At 53.9% G+C, this 23,406-nt stretch carries 27 protein-coding genes, 1 tRNA gene and 1 pseudogene; 14 read left to right on the top strand and 15 right to left on the bottom strand.

The genetic code is table 11. The features are described from left to right. The 5 genes from HKD27_RS11140 to HKD27_RS11120 all read right to left on the bottom strand — a co-directional run. The coding region (locus tag HKD27_RS11140; protein WP_194689501.1) for a TolC family protein at positions 1-633 on the bottom strand (633 nt) is incomplete at its 3' end. Position 634: 1 nt separating this feature from the next. Beyond that, positions 635-1,546 (bottom strand): HlyD family secretion protein, encoded by a 912-nt coding sequence (locus tag HKD27_RS11135; protein WP_011253626.1) that lies wholly within the window; start codon positions 1,544-1,546, stop codon positions 635-637. Positions 1,547-1,558: 12 nt separating this feature from the next. Further along, complete coding sequence (locus HKD27_RS11130; protein ID WP_041111784.1) at positions 1,559-1,753, bottom strand: DUF1656 domain-containing protein; 195 nt, start codon at positions 1,751-1,753, stop codon at positions 1,559-1,561. A gap of 191 nt (positions 1,754-1,944) precedes the next feature. Then, a complete protein-coding gene (locus HKD27_RS11125) occupies positions 1,945-2,379 on the bottom strand; it encodes a hypothetical protein (RefSeq protein ID WP_041111783.1) in 435 nt (144 codons plus the stop codon). A 77-nt stretch (positions 2,380-2,456) separates the two neighbouring features. Then, on the bottom strand, positions 2,457-2,735 hold the full coding sequence (locus HKD27_RS11120) for a hypothetical protein (RefSeq protein ID WP_024717271.1): 279 nt from the start codon (positions 2,733-2,735) through the stop codon (positions 2,457-2,459). Between the two features lie 86 nt (positions 2,736-2,821). On the opposite strand from HKD27_RS11120, the gene HKD27_RS11115 reads away from it, so the two are divergent. From HKD27_RS11115 to HKD27_RS11080, 8 genes are all read left to right on the top strand, one after another. Next, complete coding sequence (locus tag HKD27_RS11115; RefSeq protein WP_194689502.1) at positions 2,822-3,982, top strand: ABC transporter ATP-binding protein; 1,161 nt, start codon at positions 2,822-2,824, stop codon at positions 3,980-3,982. Between the two features lie 97 nt (positions 3,983-4,079). Continuing rightward, positions 4,080-5,219, top strand: a complete 1,140-nt coding sequence (locus HKD27_RS11110) for an extracellular solute-binding protein (protein ID WP_228518465.1) — start codon at positions 4,080-4,082, stop codon at positions 5,217-5,219. Next, positions 5,216-5,623, top strand: coding sequence for a hypothetical protein (locus tag HKD27_RS11105; protein ID WP_194689504.1), 408 nt, complete (start codon positions 5,216-5,218; stop codon positions 5,621-5,623). The genes HKD27_RS11110 and HKD27_RS11105 overlap by 4 nt, the downstream gene beginning before the upstream one ends. Next, entirely contained in the window at positions 5,620-6,111 is a 492-nt protein-coding gene (locus HKD27_RS11100; protein WP_194265369.1) for a YcgN family cysteine cluster protein, read from the top strand. Before HKD27_RS11105 ends, HKD27_RS11100 begins: the two co-directional genes overlap by 4 nt. Before the next feature lie 4 nt (positions 6,112-6,115). Next, a complete protein-coding gene (locus HKD27_RS11095; protein ID WP_194689505.1) occupies positions 6,116-6,799 on the top strand; it encodes a M48 family metallopeptidase in 684 nt (227 codons plus the stop codon). Between the two features lie 7 nt (positions 6,800-6,806). Then, positions 6,807-6,892 (top strand) — tRNA-Leu (locus tag HKD27_RS11090). 94 nt (positions 6,893-6,986) lie between these two features. Continuing rightward, entirely contained in the window at positions 6,987-8,621 is a 1,635-nt protein-coding gene (locus HKD27_RS11085) for a tyrosine-type recombinase/integrase (protein WP_194689506.1), read from the top strand. Positions 8,622-8,778: 157 nt separating this feature from the next. Next, complete coding sequence (locus HKD27_RS11080; RefSeq protein WP_228518466.1) at positions 8,779-10,329, top strand: replication endonuclease; 1,551 nt, start codon at positions 8,779-8,781, stop codon at positions 10,327-10,329. Positions 10,330-10,511: 182 nt separating this feature from the next. Here HKD27_RS11080 and HKD27_RS11075 read toward each other — a convergent pair whose 3' ends face one another. Both HKD27_RS11075 and HKD27_RS11070 read right to left on the bottom strand, forming a co-directional pair. Then, on the bottom strand, positions 10,512-10,745 hold the full coding sequence (locus HKD27_RS11075; RefSeq protein WP_194689507.1) for a hypothetical protein: 234 nt from the start codon (positions 10,743-10,745) through the stop codon (positions 10,512-10,514). Beyond that, on the bottom strand, positions 10,742-11,332 hold the full coding sequence (locus HKD27_RS11070) for a hypothetical protein (RefSeq protein WP_194689508.1): 591 nt from the start codon (positions 11,330-11,332) through the stop codon (positions 10,742-10,744). The genes HKD27_RS11075 and HKD27_RS11070 overlap by 4 nt, the downstream gene beginning before the upstream one ends. A gap of 226 nt (positions 11,333-11,558) precedes the next feature. Between HKD27_RS11070 and HKD27_RS11065 the strand changes: the two genes are divergently transcribed. The 3 genes and pseudogenes from HKD27_RS11065 to HKD27_RS16415 all read left to right on the top strand — a co-directional run bounded on the left by HKD27_RS11065 (position 11,559) and on the right by HKD27_RS16415 (position 13,636). After that, complete coding sequence (locus HKD27_RS11065; protein WP_194689509.1) at positions 11,559-11,861, top strand: plasmid mobilization protein; 303 nt, start codon at positions 11,559-11,561, stop codon at positions 11,859-11,861. Further along, positions 11,858-12,241: pseudogene (locus tag HKD27_RS16855) on the top strand (hypothetical protein); the annotation flags it as partial. The gene HKD27_RS11065 and the pseudogene HKD27_RS16855, both read left to right, overlap by 4 nt. Before the next feature lie 672 nt (positions 12,242-12,913). After that, entirely contained in the window at positions 12,914-13,636 is a 723-nt protein-coding gene (locus HKD27_RS16415) for a hypothetical protein (RefSeq protein ID WP_228518483.1), read from the top strand. On the opposite strand, the gene HKD27_RS11055 is transcribed toward HKD27_RS16415, so the two are convergent. From HKD27_RS11055 to HKD27_RS11040, 4 genes are all read right to left on the bottom strand, one after another. Further along, entirely contained in the window at positions 13,606-14,016 is a 411-nt protein-coding gene (locus HKD27_RS11055) for a hypothetical protein (RefSeq protein ID WP_194689511.1), read from the bottom strand. The genes HKD27_RS16415 and HKD27_RS11055 overlap by 31 nt on opposite strands. 76 nt (positions 14,017-14,092) lie before the next feature. Next, the gene (locus HKD27_RS11050) at positions 14,093-14,947 is read right to left on the bottom strand and encodes a hypothetical protein (protein WP_194689512.1); all 855 of its coding nucleotides are present in this window, start codon (positions 14,945-14,947) and stop codon (positions 14,093-14,095) included. After that, a complete protein-coding gene (locus HKD27_RS11045) occupies positions 14,928-15,794 on the bottom strand; it encodes a hypothetical protein (RefSeq protein WP_194689513.1) in 867 nt (288 codons plus the stop codon). Before HKD27_RS11045 ends, HKD27_RS11050 begins: the two co-directional genes overlap by 20 nt. A gap of 32 nt (positions 15,795-15,826) precedes the next feature. Beyond that, positions 15,827-16,462 (bottom strand): hypothetical protein, encoded by a 636-nt coding sequence (locus HKD27_RS11040; RefSeq protein WP_194689514.1) that lies wholly within the window; start codon positions 16,460-16,462, stop codon positions 15,827-15,829. Positions 16,463-16,662: 200 nt separating this feature from the next. On the opposite strand from HKD27_RS11040, the gene HKD27_RS11035 reads away from it, so the two are divergent. After that, positions 16,663-17,223, top strand: coding sequence for a recombinase family protein (locus HKD27_RS11035; RefSeq protein ID WP_194689515.1), 561 nt, complete (start codon positions 16,663-16,665; stop codon positions 17,221-17,223). A gap of 142 nt (positions 17,224-17,365) precedes the next feature. Here the strand turns inward: HKD27_RS11035 and HKD27_RS11030 are convergent, their stop codons facing one another. Then, positions 17,366-18,373 carry a DUF2806 domain-containing protein gene (locus tag HKD27_RS11030; protein WP_194689516.1) on the bottom strand — a complete coding sequence of 336 codons (1,008 nt, stop codon included), beginning with the start codon at positions 18,371-18,373 and terminating at the stop codon, positions 17,366-17,368. A 152-nt stretch (positions 18,374-18,525) separates the two neighbouring features. Here HKD27_RS11030 and HKD27_RS11025 point away from each other — a divergent pair, with 152 nt between their 5' ends. After that, complete coding sequence (locus tag HKD27_RS11025) at positions 18,526-19,083, top strand: recombinase family protein (protein WP_194689517.1); 558 nt, start codon at positions 18,526-18,528, stop codon at positions 19,081-19,083. 2 nt (positions 19,084-19,085) lie between these two features. Here the strand turns inward: HKD27_RS11025 and HKD27_RS11020 are convergent, their stop codons facing one another. After that, positions 19,086-20,567, bottom strand: coding sequence for a reverse transcriptase domain-containing protein (locus HKD27_RS11020; protein WP_194689518.1), 1,482 nt, complete (start codon positions 20,565-20,567; stop codon positions 19,086-19,088). 852 nt (positions 20,568-21,419) lie between these two features. Between HKD27_RS11020 and HKD27_RS16770 the strand changes: the two genes are divergently transcribed. Continuing rightward, the gene (locus HKD27_RS16770) at positions 21,420-21,725 is read left to right on the top strand and encodes a DUF6538 domain-containing protein (protein ID WP_370544266.1); all 306 of its coding nucleotides are present in this window, start codon (positions 21,420-21,422) and stop codon (positions 21,723-21,725) included. 4 nt (positions 21,726-21,729) lie between these two features. Here HKD27_RS16770 and HKD27_RS11015 read toward each other — a convergent pair whose 3' ends face one another. After that, a complete protein-coding gene (locus HKD27_RS11015) occupies positions 21,730-22,473 on the bottom strand; it encodes an SDR family oxidoreductase (protein WP_194265373.1) in 744 nt (247 codons plus the stop codon). Positions 22,474-22,534: 61 nt separating this feature from the next. Continuing rightward, a complete protein-coding gene (locus tag HKD27_RS11010) occupies positions 22,535-23,368 on the bottom strand; it encodes an SDR family oxidoreductase (RefSeq protein ID WP_197436613.1) in 834 nt (277 codons plus the stop codon). Positions 23,369-23,406 lie beyond the last annotated feature (38 nt).

Below are 23,406 nucleotides of genomic sequence, written 5' to 3'. Positions count from 1 at the left end.
GGAGCGCAGTGTCACATAGTCCGTCGCCATTTCGGCCAGCAGCGCGAGGAGGACGCCACGGCGGTTCTCGATCGATTCCTCGACGATCCGCTTGCGCTCTTCCACCTGCCGGGCGATGTGGCCGAACAGATCGACTTCCCAGCTCGCCCGCGCGCCATAAGTCAGGACCGAGGCCTCGGGGCGGTTGGCCGTGTTGCCCGGACGCAGCGGCCAGTTGTCCACGTTGATGGAATAGCGGTCATCGCCACCGCCTGCGGCCACATCGAGCTGCGGATACCAGGCCGACTGGGCCTGACGGCGGACGGCGCGCTCGGCGATGATGTGCTGCGAGGCGATCTGCAGGTCGTAATTGCCCTTGATCGCCTGCTCCACCAGCTCGTTGAGCATGGGATCGTGGAACTGCGCCCACCAGTCCTTCATGTCGGCAGCCGACTGCGCCAGCGCATCGGCGGTGGCAGGCCGGGGCTGCTCGACGAAGGCGTCGGGTACCTTGATCTTGTCCGGCTTGAAGTTCGGCCCGACCGTGCACGCCGTCAGCGACAGGCAGGTGCTCAGGGCCAGAGCCACGCTGCGGAGGGCTACGGCCCGGGTAAAGGGCCGCGCCAGCGATCGGGAAAGGGAGGTGCGTGACATGTCAGAGGTGGTTCTGCAGCCAGGTGGTCAGACGTCCGCGCGCGCCCGGCGTCTCACGCCCGATCGTCACCGTGGCCGTCATGCCGGCCGCCAGCGTGATTTCCGGCGGGACGTTGTCGAACTCCAGACGCACCGGAATACGCTGCGCCAGACGCACCCAGGTGAAGATCGGGTTGACGTCCGGCAGGCCCAGCTTGTCGGACACGCCGTTCTGGTCGTTGATGCCGCGGCCGATGCTGACGACATGCGCCATGATGATCTGCTTGTAGCCCATCAGCTTGATCCGGGCTTCGTCACCCACATGCACGCCGTGCATCTTGGTTTCTTCGAAATAGCCGTTGATCCAGTAGCTGTGCGCATCGATCACTGCCAGCCCCGACACGCCGGCATGGGCATAGTCACCCACCCGCAGGTTGAGGTTGGTGATGTAGCCGTCCACCGGGGAATAAACCGTCGAGCGCTGCAGGTTCAGCAGGGCGGTGTTTAGCTCGGCCTTGGCCGCGTTGACCTTGGCGCGCTGGGTTTCAACATTGGAGTTGAAGTCTTCCTGTTCTTCCGCCGAGACGATGCCGCCCAGGCCCATGCGGCGCTTGGCGTCGGAGGTGCGGAGCTTGAGGTCTTCCTCGGCTCCGGCCACCCGGGCACGGGCAGCGTCGATGTCGAGGCGGAAGCGCACCGGATCGAGCACGAAGAGCGGATCGCCCTTGTGGACGAACTGGTTGTCCACGACCGGCACGGCAACCACCGTGCCCGAGACTTCAGGGGCGGCATCTACGACGTAAACGCGCACGCGGCCGTCACGGGTCCAGGGGGCGAGGACGTAGATGTCCCACATCGTGCGCCCCAGTCCGATGGCCAGGGCCAGGACGATGAGGGTCAGCAGGACACGGATCACGCTGCGGGTCCAGTTCATTGCCGACCCCTCCTATACGTAAAGGATGAGTAGACAGAGAACACAGACATAGAGCGCTATTTCAAAGAGGGCAACGTGCCAGAACCACCCCAGCGCACCGGTGCGCCACAGGATGCTTCGAAGCAGTAACGTCACAAAGACCGCCGCTACGGCATAAATGGAAAGCGGTGCAACGAAAACGCCAAACAGGTCAACTTCAGCCAGCATCAGGAACCGACCCTACCGTCAACCACCAGACTGCCACACGCCAGACTGTACGCCAATTCGTCCACAACGCTCCTCGCTCAGCCACATCGACTCCCACTCAGTGAAGTAGCAGTCGGTGGACTGGCGAAGTGCTTACGCCATTACGCGGAGACTGACTATATGGCTTTGATCAATATCAGCCACAAAATGTCTTATTTTCTGAGACCGAACAAATTCCGCACAATGGCGAACAGACGGGCGATGGTGAAACGGCCGGCCGGTCCGAAGACCAGCCCCGTCAGCGCCGCCATGGCCAGAGACTGCTTGAACTCGATGAATTTGCGGTCACGGCGGATACGGGCCTCGATTTCCACCGGATCAGGGATGGAACGGGCAGCCAGAAGTCCGAAGATCACGACGAACAGGAGATCTACGCCGATCACGCAGAGCGCGGACTTCACATAGCTCAGCCCTGCGACATCAATGAAGAATGCCCACAGGAACCCGTGAAATGAGATCGCTGTAAAGAACAGAAAGACTGCCGCGACGATGCCATAGGCCACCCTGCGGCCGATTCGCATTGCAGAGCGGGAAAGGATCTGCCCCTGGGCTGAAAGGACATCCTGTCCGAGTTCGATAGGCTTCATGGAAAGTCGCTTGCCTCTTCTTCAGGACGGGGCCGGACGAGATGCCGTCCGTCCCCCGCCTGGAAAGAACCGGGCTGTTACTTGGAGAAACGGCCGGCGAAGAAACCGACCACGGCCGAAATCAGGACGGCTGCAATCGGACGCGCCCGCACACGCGTCGAAACATTTTCAATTTCATGATCCGTGATTTTGCGGGCATTTGCAACGGCATGGTCCGTGCGGTCAGCCGCATCAAGCAGAGCGGGGTTGATGCGGTTGTTCAGCAGTTCCTGCAGCTGGTCCCGCAGACTGTCGATCTGAGCCTGTGTGGTCTCGGTTGCCACTTCAATGTTATCCTTGACGCTTTTACGGCTCATGTTCAAACCCCTTCTTGAATATCCGGTCAGATCTGTTCTGGCCTGATTTTGTTTCGCCTATAACGATCCATTCTCCCAGAGGTTGCATGTCAGGCCTGTCCGGCGTTTCCCGCATGGCTCCCAAGCAGAGGAGCGCCCGCCCCTCCCGCCCGAAGCCCGTGCTGGAGGTAGCCGGCCTGCGCGCGGCCATTGATGCGCCTCCCGTCGACCTGTCGCTCCAGCCCGGCGCGACCCTGACCCTGTTCGGAAACCAGCCCCCGGCCCTGTCGCGCCTGCTGGATGTGCTGGCGGGGTTCCTGCCCTCTCTGGGCGGCACCATCACGGTCAGCGGCGAAAACGTGACGTCCCGTCCGCCCGCAGAGCGCCGGATGCGCATCGTCAGTCCGCGGGACCCGCTTTTCCCGCATCTGGACCTTCGGGACAACATCGCCTTCAGCCTGCGTGCCAGCCGACAGAGCCGAACCGAAGCCCGTGCGGCGGCCGGACGGATGATCTCCCTTCTGGGACTGGACGGCATCGCCGGCCTGCGGCCTGCGGAGCTGAGCCCGGAACAGTCCCTGCGTGTCAGGCTGGCCCGCGCCCTTGTCACGTCTCCGGACGTGCTCCTGCTGGATGATCCGCTTCATACGCTCGATCCCCATGCCGCACGCCGCATCCCGATCCTGCTGGGCACCCTCTCCCGCGCCCTGAATCTCAGCGTGATCCAGAGCGTCTCGCGCCGCGAAGATGCCCTGCGTTCGGGTGGCGAGATCGCCGTCTTTCATGACAACCGGCTTTTGCAATGTGCAGACGCCGCCCGTCTTTATGACCGTCCGGACTGCGTTGAGGTCGCGACCCTCTTTGGCGAGACCAACACCCTGCCGGGTCAGGTTCTGGATATTGGCGACGATGTGGCCCGCGTTCATCTGGCCTGTGGCGGCATCGTGGACGCAATGGCCGCCGAAAATCTGGCTGAAGGACAGGAATGTCTTGTCTGTGTCCGCCCCGACCGGATTTCACCCTTTTTCGGAGCCCAGGGCCTGGGCATGAACGAAGAGGAGGAAACGCCCGTCCGCGGTGTTCTGACCGACAGCACCCATCTCGGGGATCATATCCGCATGCGGGTCCGCTGCGCCGAAGGAACGGAAATCGAGCTGCGCCGTCCGCCGCTTCAGGCCCAGAAGATCCCTGCACCGGGGACCGCTGTGCAACTCGCCTGGCCCGCTACCCATGCGACAGCCTTTCCGCCCGGCATCGGGATGTATTAAAGTGCGCCTGTCCTGTCCGGACGCCTGTAAACAGTTTCCTTTTCCAGCAACCCACCCTTCCAAGGATCCTTTCGTTCTGACCCGGTCCGCTTTCCCCTTGCGACATGTCTTCCGGACATCCGGTCGGGTCCCCCGCAGGAGTGGCCCGCGCCCTCTGTGTCTCTGCGCCCTGCTGCTTCTGTCATCCCTGGAGCCTGCGGCTCAGGCTGCGTCCGCGCGTTCGTCACATGATGCCACCGGCATCAGTACGTTTTTCACGTCTGTCGGACATGGCATCACATCCGTCTTCCTGCCCGGCTCCGCGTCGGCGCACGGACATGAGCACGGCCGGCACCGGCGCAGGATTGTCCATCGTCGCGCGGCGGCGCCCGTTGCCCCTGAACCCGGCTTCGGCGTTCCGGAAGGCACGATCGCAGCGCACGCCCTCACCTCCAGTGACAACACCCTGCATCTGGTGGAATGGGACGGCCAGACGACAACGCTCCAGACCGGCTCCCATGCCGCGAAACCCGCATGGATGGCCATTCTCGTCACGGGCACGCAGCTGGCGCAGGCCTGCGCGGGCGGATGGGTCCATACACTGGACGACAGCCCCACCTGCGGCATCCCCGGTGGTGTCAGCGACCTTGCCCTGACCTGGGACCGCTCGCGGCTGGCAACAGCTCCGGGCTGGCAGGATTTCTGGGACGTGGCGCGCCATCCGGGACGGCGGGGCCTGCATTTCGGCGCCAGAACAACACTGGAAATCGCCCTGCTGGCCGATGGCGTCGCACCACAGGACATCTATCCTACCCTTTCGACGCAATCCGGTGTGGATCGCGCCTTCCGCAAGCTGGACCTGCTTCGCCCCTATATCGTGTGGTGGACGACGGCTGCCGATGCCGCGCGCATCATGGAACAGAGCAGCGCCCTCATGCTGAGCGCGCCGAGTACGGAAGTGACCAGTGTCAGTTCCCGGGTTCAGGCCGGGGCTGCAAGCTCGCTCTTCGTTGCCGGCACCCAGAACGTGCTGCGGACGCCGCTCTTCTGGGCCATTCCCGCCAATGTTCCCGCGGACAGTGCACACCGGACACTGGCCCAGCTCAGAATGCACGCTCCCCATCTGGAAGACATGCCCGGACCGGTTCCGCCGGGAAACACGCCGACATTCCTGACTGTCAGCGACACGTTCTGGTCCCAGCATGGTGAAGCGCTCGAACAGCAGTTCGAAGCACGTTTCGCACCGCAAACACCATGATGTCGCTCGCATTACGGCTCAACCTGCCCGCAATCCTGACAGGACTTCTCGGGGCCTGCGCCGTGATCGCGCTGCTCATGCGCGTCCTGCCCGCTCGGGTGGTGCGACGTCTCGGATTGCTGCTGCTCCTGCCCGCCCCCGGACTGGCCCTTGCGCTGGCCAGCATTCATTCCGGTCTGGGCTGGCTGGAAGGCATGCTCATTGCGCCGGCGGTCGTTTTTCCAACCGGGGCGACCCTGCTGACCCTGCCGCCAGGTACAACACGCGCTGCCATCGGACTGGGCGCCGACCTGCCGACACGTCTGCGCCTGATCTGGTTTCCGCTCCTTCTGCCATCCGCTTTTCTTTCCATTCTGCTCGCGGTCGTTTTCTGCGTCGCCTGCGCCCTGCTGGACCACCCATGACTTCTCCCACTGCGCCTTTCTGGCAAACCGTCCCTCTGGACCAGATGTCTTCCGAACAGTGGGAGTCCCTGTGTGATGGCTGCGGTCGCTGCTGTCTCAACAAGCTGCGCGACGAAGACACTGAAGAAGTCATTTACACGAACGTCGCCTGCCGCCTTCTGGACACGCATACCTGCCGCTGCACCGACTATACCGACCGCCATCGCAAGGTCCCGGACTGCGTGACCCTCACGCCGGAACTTCTGGCCGAAATCGACTGGCTGCCCCCCAGTTGTTCCTATCGTCTGCTGCGCGATGGATTTGATCTTCCGGACTGGCACCCTCTGCGGACGGGCAATGAAAAGGGCGTGCACAGTTCCGGCGCCTCGGTCCAGGACCGCTGCATCAGCGAGCGTCGCGCCGGACCGCTGGAAGACCATCTGGAAGACTGGCCAGGGGAATGGCCGGACCGCTCCCCGCTCTGTCATGCGCTGAAGCGCAAGGGCTGAGACCATGCTCCCCCCGACCGTTCCACTTATCTGGAAACGTTCGACACGGGCCAGACGCATTACACTGCGGATCGAACCCGTCCGGGGCGAAGTCATCATCACGGTTCCCGAGCGCATCAGCCGGGACAGAGCACTGGCGTTCGTCCATCAGCAGACGGAGTGGATCACCAATGCTCTAGCTGCATTGCCGGAAAAGCAGGCGCTCGCTGACGGCTCAGAGGTCATGATCGAAGGGAGAAGCATCCCTATCCTACATGAACCTACGGCCCAGCGCGGCTGCTGGCTGGATGCGGAAGGACTGCATGTCAGCGGAGAAGCCTCACACACGGAACGACGCGTCCGCGATTTTCTTCAGGCCATGGCAAAGGAACGCCTGACACAGACACTCCAAACCTATTCAGCAAAAATGGATCTGCACCCTGCCCGGCTCGACCTGCGCGATGTCCGGACCCGATGGGGCAGTTGCACGCGTCAGGGACGCATCATGCTCAGCTGGCGCCTGCTGATGGCTCCCACGGAGATCCGGGATTATGTGGTCATCCACGAACTGGCCCATCTGAAACACTTCAATCACGGCCCCGATTTCTGGGCCCTGGTCGACTGTTTTATTCCGCAGGGCCGTACAGGACGTCTTGCAGCGGAACGCTGGTTGAGAGAAAACGGTACCGCTCTCCTGCGCGCAGCATGAGGGCTGTGCGAGCTTGGCGGAATGGTAGACGCACGAGACTTAAAATCTCGAGTCCGCAAGGGCGTGCGGGTTCGAGTCCCGCAGCTCGCACCACATATAAGTTATTGAAAGTAAACGGCTTTTAGGGTTTTCAGCAACCCGGAGCCCCCATTCTTCTACAAAGGGCTTCTACAAAACGAGCCCTGTCGTGCTGATTCGTCTGCAATCCGGTTTCCATTTCAGACGCGGGATTCCCGTTCGTTTTCGGCCTGCTCTGGGAAAACGGGAAATCTGGCACTCCCTGGAAACCCTCGACAGAAATCTTGCCAGAACCCGTGCCTGTGCCATGTATGGACTGACCTCTCAGCTTTTCGAGTGCATCAGTCTGGCTATGTCTTCATCGGAAGAAACATCCTCGCTCAACAAAGCGGTTGAGACCTTTCAGGACGCTCTGGCCACATCTGACCTGCATCCTGTCCAGCAGGACCTGTTTCAGTCCATTATCCAGACCTATGACAGTGAGATTCAGGCTCTGAAAGCTCGCTATAACACCATGAATGCTGAGCATCTTCTGGCAAGGATGGAAGACCACCAACGGGTTTCCAGCGTGCTTGAAAAGATTGGTCCCGAAATCAACGCCCTGACAGATATCATTTACAAACTGGGCAAGTCTGCAAGGAACCCGGGCGAGGTCGCTTTGACAAAGCTCGCAGAGCAGGTTGCCGTGCTGACACAACTTGTTCAGCCTCCAGCCCCCAAGCCTTCCCCTCTGTTCTCGGAAGCATCTGAAACCTTCCTGAGCCTCAAGGCCAAGAAAGCCAAACCCTCCGTCATCGCTGAGCATCGCAACACGTATAAAAGGTTTGTCGAAATCTGTGGTGACAGACCTATCCGCGACTATGCGGGAGAAGACGCCTCCGACTTCAAAACAATGATGGAGCAACTGCCGGTCAATTACGGCAAAAACCGCAAGGATACGCGAACCGTCGCTGAACTGGTCTCAGAAGCCAATCGGAAAAATCTGGAGCGTATCTCAGGAAAAGCCACAAAGAACCATTTCACACGACTGTCTGCTCTCTGGCGTCATTATGAACCCATCGGCAAGGTTGACCGCAATCCGTTTGTCGGAGGCTGGAAGTTCGATACCACTGCAAAAACACAGCGTATCCGCTGGTCAATCGATGACCTGATCACGCTCATCGAAAATCCATGGCCATTCCAAACCATCAGTCAGGCCACTTTTGGGCTAATTGTCGGCATCGCGTCCTATACGGGAATGCGGGAGGAAGAAATCTGCCGACTGCGACCGCAGGATATCATCCAGATCCAGGATATCTGGTGCATTGTGGTGCAGGTCCACCGTGCTCATAAAGACGCACCCTGGGAAGCATGGGACCCCAAGACTGAAGCCGGGGCTCGCATTGTTCCCCTGTGTCAGCCCCTCTTGGATACCGGCCTCGTAGAGATGGCCGAACGTGCTAAAAACCAGCGACGGCGTTATCTGTTCAAGGACCTGGATTTCACAGGCATGGACATGAAACGGTCCGGAATCTTCCAGAGAAATTTCTCGAGCTTTAAATCGCGCCTCGGCATTGGCCGGGAGAAGGTTTTTCATTCTTTCCGGCACAACGTCTCAACCAAGCTCCGCAATATTCATGAACATGGCGACGGTGGACTTCGAGAGTCATGGATTGATGATTTTCTCGGACATGAAGGCTTGAACAAGTCGGTTGGTAATACCGTCTATTTCGATGACGTGGATATCACGAACCTCAAACGTGTTGCGGATTCCATGTCATATCCTGAGTTTTGGGACCTGAAGAGATTAATGGGAAAACAATAATCCCTCTTCGAAACAAAACTGCAAGACTGTCTGCTATACTTCCCTCTCAGGACTGGAGAACATCCCGAAGACCAGTCCGGAGAAGGAAGTAAGGCATGTATCTGCGACAAAACCATTATAGACCATTCTGCTTCTCTCCACGCTTACACGGGGAAAGATGCAGGATGATGTGCAGTATGACGAGATAGACCACTGGATAAGAACCACCAGACCAGACATCTGGCGCAGGCTGTTCCCCCTGCATGTGTTTTACAAGAACGTAATCACCCAAAAGATCGCAGAGAACTGCGAGTTTCTCGCCTGTTTTGAAGAAACCGAACAGGTTGCCATGGACGTCGTGGCCTGGGTTGAAACCCTGCCCGAAGATCTCGTTTCCGGCTTTGACCTTCTCTCTCAATCTTATGACGAGCTGAAACAGACCCAGCGAATCACGGGACAGGTTCTCACACGCAAAGCCAACAGATTACGCCGTAATCTCCGCAGGGTTCTGGAACTCTCCCCAAAACGGGACAGGATTCAACAGTCTTTTGACGCCGAGAAACTGACAGCCAGCAAAACGTTCATCGTCGTTCCTGACAGACAGAACCCGGACACCGGACTGTCTGCTCATGATTTACGTCAGTGGCATCTCAAAAAACATTATGCAGTCACGCTGGCGATAGCCGACAGCCTGCACGACTTCGCCACGGGATTTCTGGACTATCAGGGACTGTTCCTGACCCTGACCTTACCCGGAACATATCACGCTTGTTCCTATGAAGAGGCCAAAGCCGAAATCTCCAGACGCTGGAAGAGTGTCAGACGCAAAGCCCGGGAGAAGGATATTCTCCTGCTGGGGATGACAGCGCTGGAACTCCAGAACGATGAAACACCGCATTACCATATCCAGCTCTATGTAGACCCCTCACAGAGAGCCTGGCTTGAGGAACAGATCCTTCAGGCGTTTCCAAATGAAGTGGACCGACAGGCAGACGCCATCAAGGACATCCGCGATGTGCTGTCTGTTTCGCGATATCTCACCAAGGACTATGGAAAGCCCGAAACCAGCCTGACGTTCATTGGACTGACCCGAGACATCCGAAGCCGTTATACGAGCATTCATGCAGGCAAACGCTACGGAACCCTGTCCGATGCAAGAGTTGCCACAGCTCAAAGGCTGATAAAGCGCAAAGCCTTTGGTGGAACAGCCCTGCTTCTGATGCGGGGATTTTCCGATGAGAGACTGAACCGGATATCAGCCCGTCATCCCGATTTCCATTATGTCCGCACAGGGATGCCCAGAACTCTGACCGCTCTGGTGCATGTCATGCATTTCAGAACAGTGAAGGATTTCAATGCATCCCCTGTCAGCCAGACCTCCATAGTCAGACATCAGGTTTCAGTCAGGGCAACAGCGTTTCATTCTGACATCGTTCCAGCTTGTTTAGATGTATACCAAGAAGGTGTTACCTCCTTAGCTTTTGGGTGGGAGAGGCTTTGCTCCAGAGGGCAACCTCCTCCTAAGGCGAGAGACGAGGCATTGGATATCCTCGAACAACCCGAAACAAGTCTATCCCGCACCGCACCTTGTTGGGGAAAAGGCGAGGTGCGGGAAGCCCCCTTTATTGGGACTTCAGGCGGTTCTGACGGTCCAGTTCCCAGTTCACGAGCTCTTGCAAACGTCTGTAAAACTCGCTGTCTACAAGAGGATAGGTGGTTCCCGATGTAAAGATATCCTGAGACAGATCACAGATCGCCTTGAATGTCTTACCGTCGAGATAAACAAGACGGTGGAAGTCGAATACCCCAAAGAGATGCTCATTCCACCACCAGAGCAAAAAATCGCGGGCAATGATTTCGCCCCGGCTGGTTCCACGAGCCATATTCAGGAGATGGTTGAAGGCGTCTGCTTTAGTTATCATCACACACCCCCAGTTCCTGCATGATTTCCAGAACCGTTACGACATCCTCGACACTTTGGATGCGGTTTTTGAACATCCAGGATTGATCCAGAAGTGCTTTGGCTCTGTCTTCATCGCCCTGCTGTTGCAGGACCGTCAGGGGAGCCTCCAGAGCGGAAATCCTCCACTCGAGATATTTACGGGCTACATCCAGCTGAGCCATGGCAATTTCATGATGGGTCATGGCTGGCCTCCCTGTCCTTCATAAGACCAGGAAAGAGGCTTTTTGCCCTTCATTTCTGCCAGAAGAGAAAAACCAAGGTCGAAATGAGCATGGAGGGCAATTGATGCCCCTGCATTAAACTCTTCAGGAGCAAAACGAATAAACCATTTCACATACTGGGTTTCGCAATCCCAGCTATGTCCATGATACCGCTCCCAATCCCGGAAAACCAGTAATCCCAACGCGACAAACAGAGCGTTACCGAAACCTTTACGCTCCGCCTCGATATCTTCCTGTTCCCATCCCAAAGCACTGACTTCACTCGCTGGAATGCGTGAGTCCAGAAGGAAGTTCAGCAGATGGTCAGGCTTTACCTCTTTTAAATATGCAGATTTTCTAAGAGTTTCAGCATATGCATTCGCACGTTTTGCTGCTGTGAACTCCTGTCCCTTCAGGTCTGTCCTGATGAAGGAAACAATGCGCTCGACCTCTGCCACTGACAGGGGAGCATTTCCTATATGCCTTGACGTACCAAGGGCTTTCACTCTCTCGACTGCGTTCAATTCAGCAAGTTCGAACTGTTTTAAAATGTCATTTAATTTTGTCATATCCTTATTCCTTATACCCCCTCTTGTGGGGACTGAGGAGATGTATATTTGATGTTATTGTGTTTGTCAATGATTTATTTCAATAAATACCAATAAAAGTGATTTTTTTTGCATTTGTATATACGATTACTCTGATTTGGCTCAAGTTTACTCCCTGAATACGCCAGAGCAACTCTCTCCCCTGCATCTGCCAGAGCTATAATGACTCACGCGCGCGAGGGGCATTATGAAAACGGAGACATTGCATATCCGGGTGAAACCGGAAGAACGGGAGAGACTAAAAACCACAGCAGGAACACGCAGACTGTCTGTCTGGTGCAGGAAAGTCCTGCTGAACGAACTGGCAGGAGGGGCTTCGATTGCAGAGGAGCTTCTGGCGTTGCGTCGGGAACTGTCAGCGATAGGCAACAACCTGAACCAGATTGCGAGACGCCGGAACACAGGGGAACAGGTGGAGATTGCCTCCCGAATTCCCGAGCTTGATGACATCAAGGCCCGCATCAACAGGGCTTTGAGGAGGGTGCGATGATCCTCAAGAGCAATCCCATCAAAACGTCATCAGGTTCAGGAGCCATTTTCCATCACCTTGTGGAGAAGACAGACGAGAACGAACATATTTTACTGTGGAAAGGCAGACGCCAGGATGTCGATGACTGTATCGCAGACGCAACAGCTTTCCATCGCGTGAATGCTGTTCAGCATTTTCAGATCTCTTCGAAAGAGAAGCTGACAGATGAACAGTTTGCTGACTGCATCACCATGCTCGCCAAAGAGTTCGGGTTTACATCGTCTGATGTCTGTCTTGCCGTCATTCACACCAAAACCCGTCACGATGGCAAAGCAGACAATCGCCACTGTCAGTTTCTGGTTCGCACGACGAATGCCGAGACCGGCAAAGTTCTGGATGTCTCGCATCGCTATGAACGTCAGGAAAAAATCGCCCGACTGTTTGAGCTGAAGCATGGTCTGGACCTGACCAAGGGACGTCACAACAGGTCCGTGTATCACGCGGTTCCAGAGGAATTTCGCGACCGCCTGAAGACGCTCTGTGACGGACCGCTCCCGAATTCCTGCCTGTCAGACCCGCAGTCCAGACAATCCCAGCGACAGGGCGCCAGCCCTTTTGAGATCAAATATGCCGTGCGGGAAATGTTTTCCCGTTCTGATAGCTGGCAGGCTTTTGAACAGGCTGTGGCAGATCAGGGATGGACCCTGGAAGCAGGCCAGAAGAAACCCGATGTCCTCATCCTGAAAGACCAGAACGGGGTTTTTGTGGGTTCACTGTCCCGTCTGCTGGGTCTGAAAAAAGCCGAGCTTCAGCAGTTCAGGACAGACCCCGAAGCCATGATAAATAAAGGGATAGCCAGCCCTGGCCCTCGTGACACATCCCGAGACCCAACTGGCAAGGGGGAAACCCCCGTTGACCCCGAACCCGACCAGACAGAGGAAACACACGCACCCAACGCGACAGAGACCGGGACTTCCGTTTTGATACCCCTGACACGACCAGCTTCACCATCCCACTGGCTTGGCCCTGTCTCCAGTCTTCAGATGTCACCACGCGCTGTCATCACGGAGGGAATGTCACACGCGGAAATCCAGTCGGTTATCGACTTCAACAGGGGAGAGGCAGAACGCGAGGCGGAGATCCGTGACCTGTTACAGGACCAGAAACGCTTTGCAGACATGCTTTTGGCCATGATGGAGGAGTTCGATGCCTGGTGGTCGCATCTCGCGCCTGAGCCTTTTGCAGACCCGCAAAGCCGTGACGCCCAGTCTATTGACCAGACCCACCATGCCAGACTTGCTCCTGCCCGACGCCGATGGCTGGACGCCAGACAGAAGGCCAGCATGTGGAACCGTGGAAACAGAGCAGAGATCCGGCAGGCTGAGGAGGCCTTCACCGCCATTCTTCACGCCTATGGCTATGACCGCCATGCGGTTGGCACTCTGGACATGCAGAACGATGAGCAGTTTACCTATGCCGTTCGCTGGATGGCAGACTGGTATGCGATGGGCCGGGAGAAAGCCCATACGGCATGGGCAGAGTCTCCCGAGGTTCAGACGTTCCTCAGAGCCAGAGCGGATATGGAGAGGCTTGTGGCGCATCTGGAACAGACCCGTGATGTCAGGCTTCTTGTGCTGGCACGAGACAATCCGGAGGAAGCCCTCAGGCAGATGGCCATGCTGACTGCCCCCTCCCCGGCCCTCCCGGCAGACCCGACCGATGCTGTCAGGTCAGTGACAAGACATCGCTCCTTAAGGAAAGGACGTCATTGTTTGAAAACGCCTGTTCCAGCATAGCTGGTATTGTCATTCAGATTGTGTTTCATAACGATACCGTTATGGATAAGCACGGTGAGTGTCCTGATATGGCTTTTATTCTTCGACCCCAGAAATGTGGTGAGCCCGGTTGGATCGAAGACTTCCGCATCCGCGATTTTATCGGACGAGCTTCCATAGGTGTATGTCCAGATTTCATTGCCACTATCGGTGTAGCTGACCTTGTCTGGAGCCCCATAGATGGCCTTGACCTGTTCGTCTGTTGTAACGCCATTATGTAGGGTCTGATTGATGCTGGCTGGCGTGGCTGTTTTCAGTGCCTGATTACCACCGGACGCGGTCGAACACGCACTGAGACCTGCCAGAAAAAGACTGGCAAGTGGCATTCTGAAATATTTCATGGAATATCCTGTTCGATAAGAGAAGTGTAGTCACCCGCAAGGCCGAGGCAGGACCTGCCCGCGTGAGAATGGGATGTCAGGGCAGGACCTGCCATTTCCGGAACCCAAGCCAGCCAAGCCCCAGAGCGCAGAGCAGGCACAGCCAGTACCCCAACCCCCATGTGGCGGACTCAATGACGTGTTGTGCCAGCTGGCTGGTTTGGCGTTCCATGGACTGCTGGAAACTGTCCGTGGCTCCGAAACGTCCAAACATCTGACCTGTCGCCTGCGTCAGGGACGTTGCAAAAGCGTGGAGCTTCCTGTGAACGACCACCGCCAGAAGCACCAGAGCCAGCAGAGGCAGAGCATTCAGGAGCGGAGCATGTCGGTGTTTCAGCCAGGGAGAGACCCATGGCATCAGCATAATGACAAGGCCCAGACAGCTCCAGAGTGTCAGACCGGTCCTGACGCCATCTGTCGTGAACTGCATTCCCAGCACCTGATACAGCGAACAGGAGACCGTGATGGGCAGACCTTCCTTGCTGGCATCCAGACTCCAGCCTGTCAGGGCGAGGAACGAGACCAGCAGGACCAGTGACAGGACAACAACCGGCACCGTCATCCGCGAGACCTGAGCATTGACATACGGACCCAGCTTCTGGCTGAGCCCTTCGCCGTTCTTCAGAACACTGCGTGTGATGTCGTCCAGTTTTTCGCGGGTGAGACCTTCAGGTGTCACGACCTGAATGGCCGATGCATGGCCCTGTGGATCAGGGCTGAAACTGACCTTCTGGTTGAGGGCGGGAGCCGTGCTTCCCTGCCAGTGTCCCGCCAGCTCGAAACTGTATTGGGTGCCGTCAGAAACAATCAGGCCCGGTGTGGTGTCAGGAACCTTGATGATGGTGCCGTTGAGCGTCACAGGGTGATGTCCTTCACAGGGCAGGTTTGACATGACTATTGGCCAGTTTCTGATCGACCGAAGCCGTGAGCTGTTTCAGGACTTCGGCGTTGATCGCACGTTCAGCCCGCAAATCTTCAAGCGTCAGAAACATCGTGGACACATTGGCCGGATTGGAACTGACAGGGCTGGCTCTCACAGCCAGATAGGCGATTTCACCCGGAGCATCATACGAACTGCTGTCCATGGGCTGGGCGTAGGAAAAGCGGGCATTGGTGGCCATTGTCCCGGTGGCCGTCACATAGGCCGTGGTTTCTGAATCGCTATCCCGCACCATCGCGGGGAGCGTCAGCCCGTATTTCTGGCGGATGTCGGAGGCCAGTTCAGCAAACCGGGGAGAGGCATCCGCAGGAAAGGAGACGGAGCGCTTGATGGCTGTCACGACACTTCCCATCACAGGAGGAGACACATGCACCTCAAGCTGGTCGCCGTTGACGTCACATTGCAGAAGCTGGGGATAGAATTGGGTTTTGACCCCGACACCTTTGTAGGTGGTGTTCAGGAAACTGTTGGCGATACGCGGGTCTGCCTTGCAATAGGCTTTCATGGCACGGGTGGCGTCTGCCAGACCCATACCCAGTGTCAGCCCCACGATACTGGCTGTTCCCACAGAACCTGTCACGGGCTGGTAATGCAGGGTCTGTTGCAGAGGAAGCCCGCCATTGTCCGGAGGGGACTGTGAGGCGGGTGCGCCCAGTCCCATCATTTTGGCGCAGGCCGGAGAGATGACGCCCTGATTGATAGCCAGAAGACAGTCCGGTGTGGTCTGGGCCTGCACAGGGGACACCATCGCCCCAAGAACCATGGACAGGGCGGAAGCGATGAAGAGGGTGGTTTTCATGTGAGGTCCTACGGGATGGGAAGAAAAGGGCTTCATGCGGACAGCGATTGCAGGAAGGCGGGATTGCTGAGGACAGCCTGTTCAATGGCACCAAGCGCGGTCTGCTCGTTGCGCCGGAACATCCGGTACAGATGAACGAAGCCTATGGGGATCAGCGCGATCGCAAGGAGAATGGACACAACACACAGCGTCGAGGGAGGAGCCAAAGCAGGCCCCTGACTGGTCGCAACAGCACACCCTCCCAGAAGCAGAATGCACAGAAGATAGCGACGGGTCAGTCTGCCAAACCCGTTCTGCCGGATGGGTGCGGGAAGGCCCACGGGTGTTTTCCAGCCTGCCTGTGTGGAGAGATTGTGAAACAGGACATGTCCGGTGGACTGCCTCCCTTCCAGGCCAACCCAGACAAGCCGGGCCGTCTGACCGTCGCGCATCGGATAGTTTCCGAGGTCCTGACGCTCCCGTCCGCCTGGCGAGACCACCCAGAACTTCTGGTGGTGCGTTGTATTGGTGTGAACCTGAGGCCCGTTAATGACGTAATTGCCCCCGCCGAGATGCGTGGCGGTGCCATTGGTGGTCTGGGTTGTGGTTTCGGTCCACTGGGTCAGGCCATGAACCTGGCCCTCGATTCCGTGAATCCAGAGTGTTTTTCCAAAAATTTCGACATTCATATCCGGACACACACTCCCCGAAAACAGAGGAAAGACGCCTCTGTCAGCCCGTGATGGACGCGGAAAACCACGCCCCTGGCGTCTCACCGCCTGTCTCCAGGTTATCCCGTAAACACCTGATTTTGTTATGATTCAGGGAGGAGACCGGAGGGGCCTGAAAAGGTCCCACAAAGGTGTCCCTCAAGAACAGGACAGGGATTATGGGAAAATATGGCTATGCACGCGTAAGCACGTCACGACAGCAGACAGACAATCAGGTCACGGACCTTCTGAAAGAGGGCGTGCCGGAAACGCAGATCGTGACGGAAACAGTGTCAGGGGCGACCGCGTGGAGATCGCGTCCGGCCCTGAAGAGACTGGTCAGACGACTTCAGGCGGGGGACACCCTGACGGTGGTGAAACTGGACCGTCTGGGGCGTAATGCCCTCGATGTGCTGACCCTCATCGACGTGCTGAAAAAGCGGGAGATTTCTGTCAGGATTCTCAATCTGGGAATTGATACCGCAGGCGCTGGAGGCAAGCTGTTCCTCCTGCTTCTGGCAGGATTTGCAGAGTTCGAACGCAACATCATCCGCGAGCGTGTGCTGTCAGGACTGGAGACCGCCAAATCCAAAGGCATCCGCCTTGGGAGAAAGCCGACCCTGACAGAAGAGGACATCGCTCAGGCGCGTCGTCTCAAGGCTCAGGGCCTGTCTGCCAGAGAAGTGGCGAAACTCCTGCACGTCTCCAAGATGACAGCCTGGCGGGCCATGAACTCCTGAAATCCATCCCGCAATCCCCGTACCAGAATTGCAGAACCGGACTCCCAGCCATGCAAAATCACCCTATTCCCAAATCAGGTGTTTTTGGGACAGAGAAATATTTATAGTATTGGAAGAAGAAAAGTTTTCTATATACAATAATTTATTTTCTCTCCTGAAAAAAATTATTCCCATCAACTTCCACTACATCCCCAACAGAAACATTTTCTATATATTTATTTTTACTATATGAATTGGCAATTTCTTCAATTTTTACTTCATTTATATCGGGAAGTATTGATATTAGCTCGCTTCCAATCCTGGTTATATTAAATCCATCCGTAAATGGCGTGAATTTTCTAGCTCGGCTCTTGTCTTTTAACTCCAAATATATTGCTCCAGATTGATATTGCAGAACTGCATAACCTTCTTCATTAAAACCATGTTTATGCGGCCCAATTTCATTTGTTATTCGAACTGAAGAAAGTAAATTTGCATGGAAACGCAATTCATTAAAATCACAAGCATCTGCACAAACCCATATTTTATTTATAATATAAGGCTTTATAAATATCATTGACTCTATTATTTCTTTATCTAAAATATCCGCGACTGCCAATGTGGCCCGAGATATACTATTAGGCTTCCTAATTTCACCGGCTAATATTCTTGCCATCATATCTTGAAGTTCATCAGATGAAGTTTTTTCTGCCACTGCCTCAAAAGATCTCATGAAGTCCTCTGAAGGCGCAGAAGCCTCATCTGTAGGCTCTCCTTCCGCAAGGTATTCTAGTGTTTTTTGAGATATATTCTCTCTAGTTTTTTGCTTCTTTTCAATAACTGTAAGCGCGTAATGTTCTGCCCGTCCTTTGATGGATTCAGAACTCAAAGTAGTCTCAGTGACTTTTTCGGAAAATCCTTTTAAAACTGCCTGTTCAGACAAACCTTGAGCATCAATACTTAGCTTTTTATTACGCAACCAAGCCTCAGGAATCTCTAATGAGCCACATATTAAGCGAGAGATAGCCTCTCTCACCGGCCTAGATGCCCATAATGCTACTATTGTCGCAGAAACTGGGTGTCCTGCGAAAATTACTGCCAAAGCGCTCACACTGGAACCATAGGCTGTGAGATTACCCACGATACCAGATTTAGATGGCTCGCTAGTCATAAGGCGTTCCTAGAAACATAATGGACCTCATAAGTATCACATTATGATACAATACCGCCATAGATTGAGAAATATGGCGGTATTATAGAACCGCAGAAAACAGCCAGAAAATAACCGCCATAAATCTCCGCCAAAATTATAAGGAGAATTATATGAAATACGGTTATTGCAGAGTGTCCACAGTAGGACAGGATTTGAAGGAACAGGAAGATGCCTTGGTGGCTCTTGGCGTTCCAAAAGCGAATATCTTCAAGGAAAAGATTTCAGGTGTCATCAGGTCAGATGACAGACCTCAGTTCGGAAAGCTCCTGAAGATGATTCAGGCCGGGGATGAGCTGGTCGTGATGAAGCTCGACCGACTTGGAAGGTCTACTCTCGATATCCTGACAGTCATCCAGAACCTGAGAGGTCAGGGCATTGCCATCACCATTGAGGGAGTGGGGACCATCAGGGATGACATGATGGGAAGCCTTACCATGAACCTCCTGGCGTCCTTTGCAGAGTTCGAGCGTGCTCTGATTATCGACCGTACCCAGTCAGGCAGGAAGAGAGCCATGGCAAATGGTGTGCGGATGGGTCGGAAGCCTAAACTCTCTTCTCAAGCTCAAGAATCCATAAAAATACGTTATGGAAAAGAAACCGGAACCTCTTTGGCGAGAGAATATGGAGTAAGCCTAAGAACAATAGAACGAATTAAATCTAAAAATTAAGTTCATTCAGGAACAATTTTTTTAATAGTTTGCTTTACTTTTTTTTCAGTAAATTTTTTAAAACCTGAAAATTGCCCATGAATACCTGAACCCTTGTCGCCAAAAATTTCAGAAGACCTTTTCACATATGAATAAAAGGTCCAACTACGGTAATCGTCTTCAATATATTTTTCTTTATGGACTTTTCCATATTTACCATAGAAATACGCGTAATCGAAACTATTGATTAATTGAGACTGATTCTTTCCAAGATTTTTTTCCACATGCTTTCTAGCTTGCATTTTCGATGCTGAGGAAATTTTTCTAAAGAACCGGGATACTGTAGACTCTCGTATATAAACTTTATTCCCATCATATCTAAATCCAAGGTATTCAATACCTTGCTTTGTATTTTTAATTCCATCAAAATCTATAGGAGTATATAATAATCTTCCTTCTGCTTGAAAAAATTTTACTATACATGTTTTACTTTTTTTTATTTCGATTTCATCTCCGTATTTCTTGATATCTTCTATCGCAAGATTGACAGCTTCGTGTAGATTTTCGGTCCCTCCTGGTATAATTAGAAGAATATCATCAGAATATCTGATATATTTTCCACCTTTTCTTTGAGCATACTCATTTAAAGTTTTATCAAATTTCATAAGATAAAAATTTGCTATAATATCTGATATAGGAGCTCCCTGAGGAATTCCATAATGGAATTCATTTTTTTCTATTAAAGATGGACCGAATGATTTGTCCTTCCCGCAAATTTTATTTCTAAAATCAAACGGAGAGCATAACTGTTTGGGTATATCTTTTACATGACCTTCAATAGAAGGTTTTTTAGAGTCAACAATTCCAAAGAAACCTAAGCGTTTATAAACAGCTCTCTGGTCAACATATCTATATTTTGTAATGTTTTTAAAAACTGCGTAATGGTCTTTTGGAAGCTGCTTCACATTTAGAAGCTCACACCAGACCTTTTTTATAAGATTATGGTCTAAGCTCTCAAAATAACCTTTTATATCTAAACAAATTACTAAGCAGTCCTTTAATCGGTCTATTTCATCGAAAGCATCCTTTGCAAAATCTATATTGCACTTTCCGCCACCCCTTTTCTTCTTAATTTTTCGGTATGCGACAGGGCAATCTTCAATTCCGTATTCAATAAGCTTTTTTTCATACAAATCTGACAAAATCTGTCGATAGTACGAAAATATATACGCATCTCGTCGTGCACCATAACGAATTGGGCGCTGTTTTTTTTCGGGACGTCCGGCAGCCTTTAGACGGAAAGGCTGCCACTCTTTAAAGTACATAAAAAACGGATAGAAACTATTACTTGCGACTCTTTCCGGATTAGTCACAAGATGATGAATTTCTTTTAACGCAATCGGTGCATCAAAATGAGGATATTGCTTTAGGTCAGAGCGTTCAAACCTGAAATCAGACGACATAACCACCGTTGCGAATGGAGGCAGGACATCAGGCCAACGCATAACCCTTAACAGTCCCGCCCCCGCTGTTCAGACGGTTGCGTTTATCTTCGACGTAGTCGTGTATGTTATCATACAGTTGGCAATTATGTATTGCCGGTATGCTGGCAAAGCACGCTGGTGGTTAACAATCGGAGTTCCAGTTATGGAAATCTTTATGAAAGTTCACTCAGGAAACCTTGACAGTGTAAACACGAAACTGAAATGCCCTAGCGGCACCATAAGATGAACATAATCAATTTTTTATTCGATTTCAATTGTTTCCGAAAAATATCTTCAGTTTGCTCGGATGCTTAAACATTCCAGCTTTTTAGGCTTTTTCTAAATCCTAAAAATACTATAATTATCAATAGTTTAATGGCCTGATGGCCATCAGGAACGGCATATAGAAGTCCCACCCTGAGTCTTTATAGGCTCGTTTGCAGAGTTCAGTCGCGCTCTGATTATCGAACGTCCCCAGTCTGACAGAAAGAAAGCCACGGCTAGTGGGGTCATACTGGGAAGAAAGAAGAAGCTTTCCCCCAAAGCGCAGAATGTCATCAAGTGACCTTATGAGAGAGAAACAGGGTGTGCCTTGGCCAAAGAATATGGGGTCGGATTAAGGACGATTCAGAGGATTGCCGCTGCCTAATAAAAGGTAGACTAATTTACAAAGCCCTTCTACAATTCCCTAAAAAATATCACTCTAAAAGTTATATTTTTCAATAACTTAATTGCGTCACTCCGGGACAGTTCTTGTTCGAGTCCCGCAGCTCGCACCACATATAAGTTATTGAAAATAAATGGCTTTTAGGGTTTTCAGTAACCCGAAGCCCCTTCTCTTCTACAAAGGGCTTCTACAAAACGAGCCCTGTTGTGCTGATTCGTCTGCAATCCGGTTTCCATTTCAGACGCGGGATTCCCGTTCGCTTTCGGACCGCATTGGGAAAACGGGAAATCTGGCACTCCCTGGAGACCCTCGACAGAAATCTTGCCAGAACCCGTGCCTGTGCCATGTATGGACTGACCTCTCAGCTTTTCGAGTGCATCAGTCTGGCCATCGAGCACGCCCAGAAGGCTTATGAAGGAAAGTGTCTGATGACGGACGCTCTTTTGTCCGTCACCAACACAGTTCATCCATCAGCAGATACTCCGCAGATCCTGTTTGAATCTGTAATATAGGCCATCAGAATTCCTGCGCCGTTGGGCGGATAATGATCTCATTGACATCAACGTCAGGTGTCTGGGAGATCGCATAGTGGATTGCATTGGCAATGGCATCAGCACTGATCGCGGCCGCAGCATACATACCGTTTACCGCATCTTTGGCCGGACCATCGCTGATATGGGTCGGCAGTTCGGTTGTCACGGCGCCAGGAGAGATGATGGTACTGCGGATGGCGGGGCCAGCTTCCTGACGGAATCCTTCGGAAATCGCGCGAACCGCAAACTTGGTCCCGCAATAGACAGTGAATCCGGGTCCAACCTTGTGTCCCGCCACCGACGAAACATTGATGACATGGCCAGAACCCTGTTTCTGCATGACCGGCAGAGCTGCCGCGATACCGTAGAGTACGCCCTTGATGTTGACATCGATCATACGTTCCCACTGATCGATCTTCCGATCGGCAAGTGGGGCCAGCAACATGACGCCGGCATTATTGACGAAAACGTCAAGGCGTCCGAATTGAGTGACCGTCCGGTCAACGAAAGCCTGAACCTGTTCTTTCCGCTGGACATCCAGTTCAAGCGCAAGGGCTTTTCCGCCTTCGCGCTCGATATCCGCCACAATGGCAGAGAGACGGTCCATCCGGCGTGCGCCAAGCACGACGAACGCGCCGGACCGCGCGAGCAGACGTGCCGTGGCCTCCCCGATCCCGCTGCTGGCTCCGGTAATGGCTACAATTTTGCCCTGAAGAGAATTATTCATCGAACCTGTCCCTGCAAATATCTGGATGATTGATTAAAAATACGTCGACCCTGACGCGTTTTTACGAACTCGCATCCGTCGAGACGGCAATGTCTTTCTGAGCTTCAAGCAGTTCAAGCCGCTTTGCCAGCGCCTCATGCATCAGTCTGTAGGCATCGCTGCCGAGGGCCAGACGCAGGGGAGCGGGAGAAACATCCACGCTGGCGATCATCTCATGAACCATCTTTTCCGGATCTCCGATCGGCGTATAGGATTCATGAGCAAGAACTTCCCGACGTGCACTGAAGGGAAGCGTCTGATACGCTTCAAGCGGATCGGACATCACCATACTGCCTCGACCAAATTGCGTCCGTGCGGCTCCCGGCTCGATCAGTGTCGCCTCGATCCCGAATGGCGCGACTTCCTGCACGAGGCTCTCGAAGAAACCCTCAATGGCCCATTTGCTGGCATGATAGAGACCCAGGCCGGGAAATGCGATCTGCCCTCCCATTGACGAGAGCTGAAGGATACGGCCTCCACCCTGGGCACGGAAATGCGGCAGGGCAGCACGGACAACTGCGATCGAACCAATGACATTCGTATTGATCTGATCATGGATCTGGGCATCGGAGACTTCTTCCACCGCACCGAACAGACCATAACCGGCATTGCTGACGACGACATCAATATGTCCCAGCCTTGCAAAAGCCTGATCGACAACCTGGCGGACCATCTGCGTATCGGTGACGTCCAGCGCTACCACATGCAGACGGTCAGAATAGCGGGCCTGAAGAGCGTCGAGCGCATCGCGCCGGCGCAGGGTCGCGACGACTGTGTCACCGCGCTCAAGAAGACGTTCGGTCATGATACGGCCGAACCCCGAGGATGTTCCTGTAATAAACCAGTTTCTGGACATCATGTACGTTCCCGATTCATGGCCCCAGAACCCTGAGG

Origin of the sequence: Gluconobacter sp. R75690 (genome assembly GCF_015244525.1) — a bacterium.
In the GTDB taxonomy this organism is placed as follows: Bacteria; Pseudomonadota; Alphaproteobacteria; order Acetobacterales; family Acetobacteraceae; genus Gluconobacter; species Gluconobacter potus.
The sequence above is the reverse complement of the archived record's forward strand: the minus strand, read 5'-3'. Positions and strand labels throughout refer to the sequence as shown.

What these genes read in the sequence shown, in the direction of transcription:
- HKD27_RS11125 (WP_041111783.1), bottom strand. Translation starts at nt 2,379, where the DNA reads ATGAAGCCTATCGAACTCGGACAGGATGTCCTTTCAGCCCAGGGGCAG.
- HKD27_RS11050 (WP_194689512.1), bottom strand. Translation starts at nt 14,947, where the DNA reads ATGTCAAACCTGCCCTGTGAAGGACATCACCCTGTGACGCTCAACGGC.
- HKD27_RS11020 (WP_194689518.1), bottom strand. Translation starts at nt 20,567, where the DNA reads ATGCGTTGGCCTGATGTCCTGCCTCCATTCGCAACGGTGGTTATGTCG.
- HKD27_RS11010 (WP_197436613.1), bottom strand. Translation starts at nt 23,368, where the DNA reads ATGTCCAGAAACTGGTTTATTACAGGAACATCCTCGGGGTTCGGCCGT.
- HKD27_RS11065 (WP_194689509.1), top strand. Translation starts at nt 11,559, where the DNA reads ATGAAAACGGAGACATTGCATATCCGGGTGAAACCGGAAGAACGGGAG.
- HKD27_RS11040 (WP_194689514.1), bottom strand. Translation starts at nt 16,462, where the DNA reads ATGAATGTCGAAATTTTTGGAAAAACACTCTGGATTCACGGAATCGAG.
- HKD27_RS11080 (WP_228518466.1), top strand. Translation starts at nt 8,779, where the DNA reads ATGCAGGATGATGTGCAGTATGACGAGATAGACCACTGGATAAGAACC.
- HKD27_RS11070 (WP_194689508.1), bottom strand. Translation starts at nt 11,332, where the DNA reads ATGACAAAATTAAATGACATTTTAAAACAGTTCGAACTTGCTGAATTG.
- HKD27_RS11035 (WP_194689515.1), top strand. Translation starts at nt 16,663, where the DNA reads ATGGGAAAATATGGCTATGCACGCGTAAGCACGTCACGACAGCAGACA.
- HKD27_RS11135 (WP_011253626.1), bottom strand. Translation starts at nt 1,546, where the DNA reads ATGAACTGGACCCGCAGCGTGATCCGTGTCCTGCTGACCCTCATCGTC.
- HKD27_RS11075 (WP_194689507.1), bottom strand. Translation starts at nt 10,745, where the DNA reads ATGACCCATCATGAAATTGCCATGGCTCAGCTGGATGTAGCCCGTAAA.
- HKD27_RS11045 (WP_194689513.1), bottom strand. Translation starts at nt 15,794, where the DNA reads ATGAAAACCACCCTCTTCATCGCTTCCGCCCTGTCCATGGTTCTTGGG.
- HKD27_RS11055 (WP_194689511.1), bottom strand. Translation starts at nt 14,016, where the DNA reads ATGAAATATTTCAGAATGCCACTTGCCAGTCTTTTTCTGGCAGGTCTC.
- HKD27_RS11025 (WP_194689517.1), top strand. Translation starts at nt 18,526, where the DNA reads ATGAAATACGGTTATTGCAGAGTGTCCACAGTAGGACAGGATTTGAAG.
- HKD27_RS11015 (WP_194265373.1), bottom strand. Translation starts at nt 22,473, where the DNA reads ATGAATAATTCTCTTCAGGGCAAAATTGTAGCCATTACCGGAGCCAGC.
- HKD27_RS11120 (WP_024717271.1), bottom strand. Translation starts at nt 2,735, where the DNA reads ATGAGCCGTAAAAGCGTCAAGGATAACATTGAAGTGGCAACCGAGACC.
- HKD27_RS16415 (WP_228518483.1), top strand. Translation starts at nt 12,914, where the DNA reads ATGTCACACGCGGAAATCCAGTCGGTTATCGACTTCAACAGGGGAGAG.
- HKD27_RS11030 (WP_194689516.1), bottom strand. Translation starts at nt 18,373, where the DNA reads ATGACTAGCGAGCCATCTAAATCTGGTATCGTGGGTAATCTCACAGCC.
- HKD27_RS11105 (WP_194689504.1), top strand. Translation starts at nt 5,216, where the DNA reads ATGATGTCGCTCGCATTACGGCTCAACCTGCCCGCAATCCTGACAGGA.
- HKD27_RS11130 (WP_041111784.1), bottom strand. Translation starts at nt 1,753, where the DNA reads ATGCTGGCTGAAGTTGACCTGTTTGGCGTTTTCGTTGCACCGCTTTCC.
- HKD27_RS11100 (WP_194265369.1), top strand. Translation starts at nt 5,620, where the DNA reads ATGACTTCTCCCACTGCGCCTTTCTGGCAAACCGTCCCTCTGGACCAG.
- HKD27_RS11115 (WP_194689502.1), top strand. Translation starts at nt 2,822, where the DNA reads ATGTCAGGCCTGTCCGGCGTTTCCCGCATGGCTCCCAAGCAGAGGAGC.
- HKD27_RS11095 (WP_194689505.1), top strand. Translation starts at nt 6,116, where the DNA reads ATGCTCCCCCCGACCGTTCCACTTATCTGGAAACGTTCGACACGGGCC.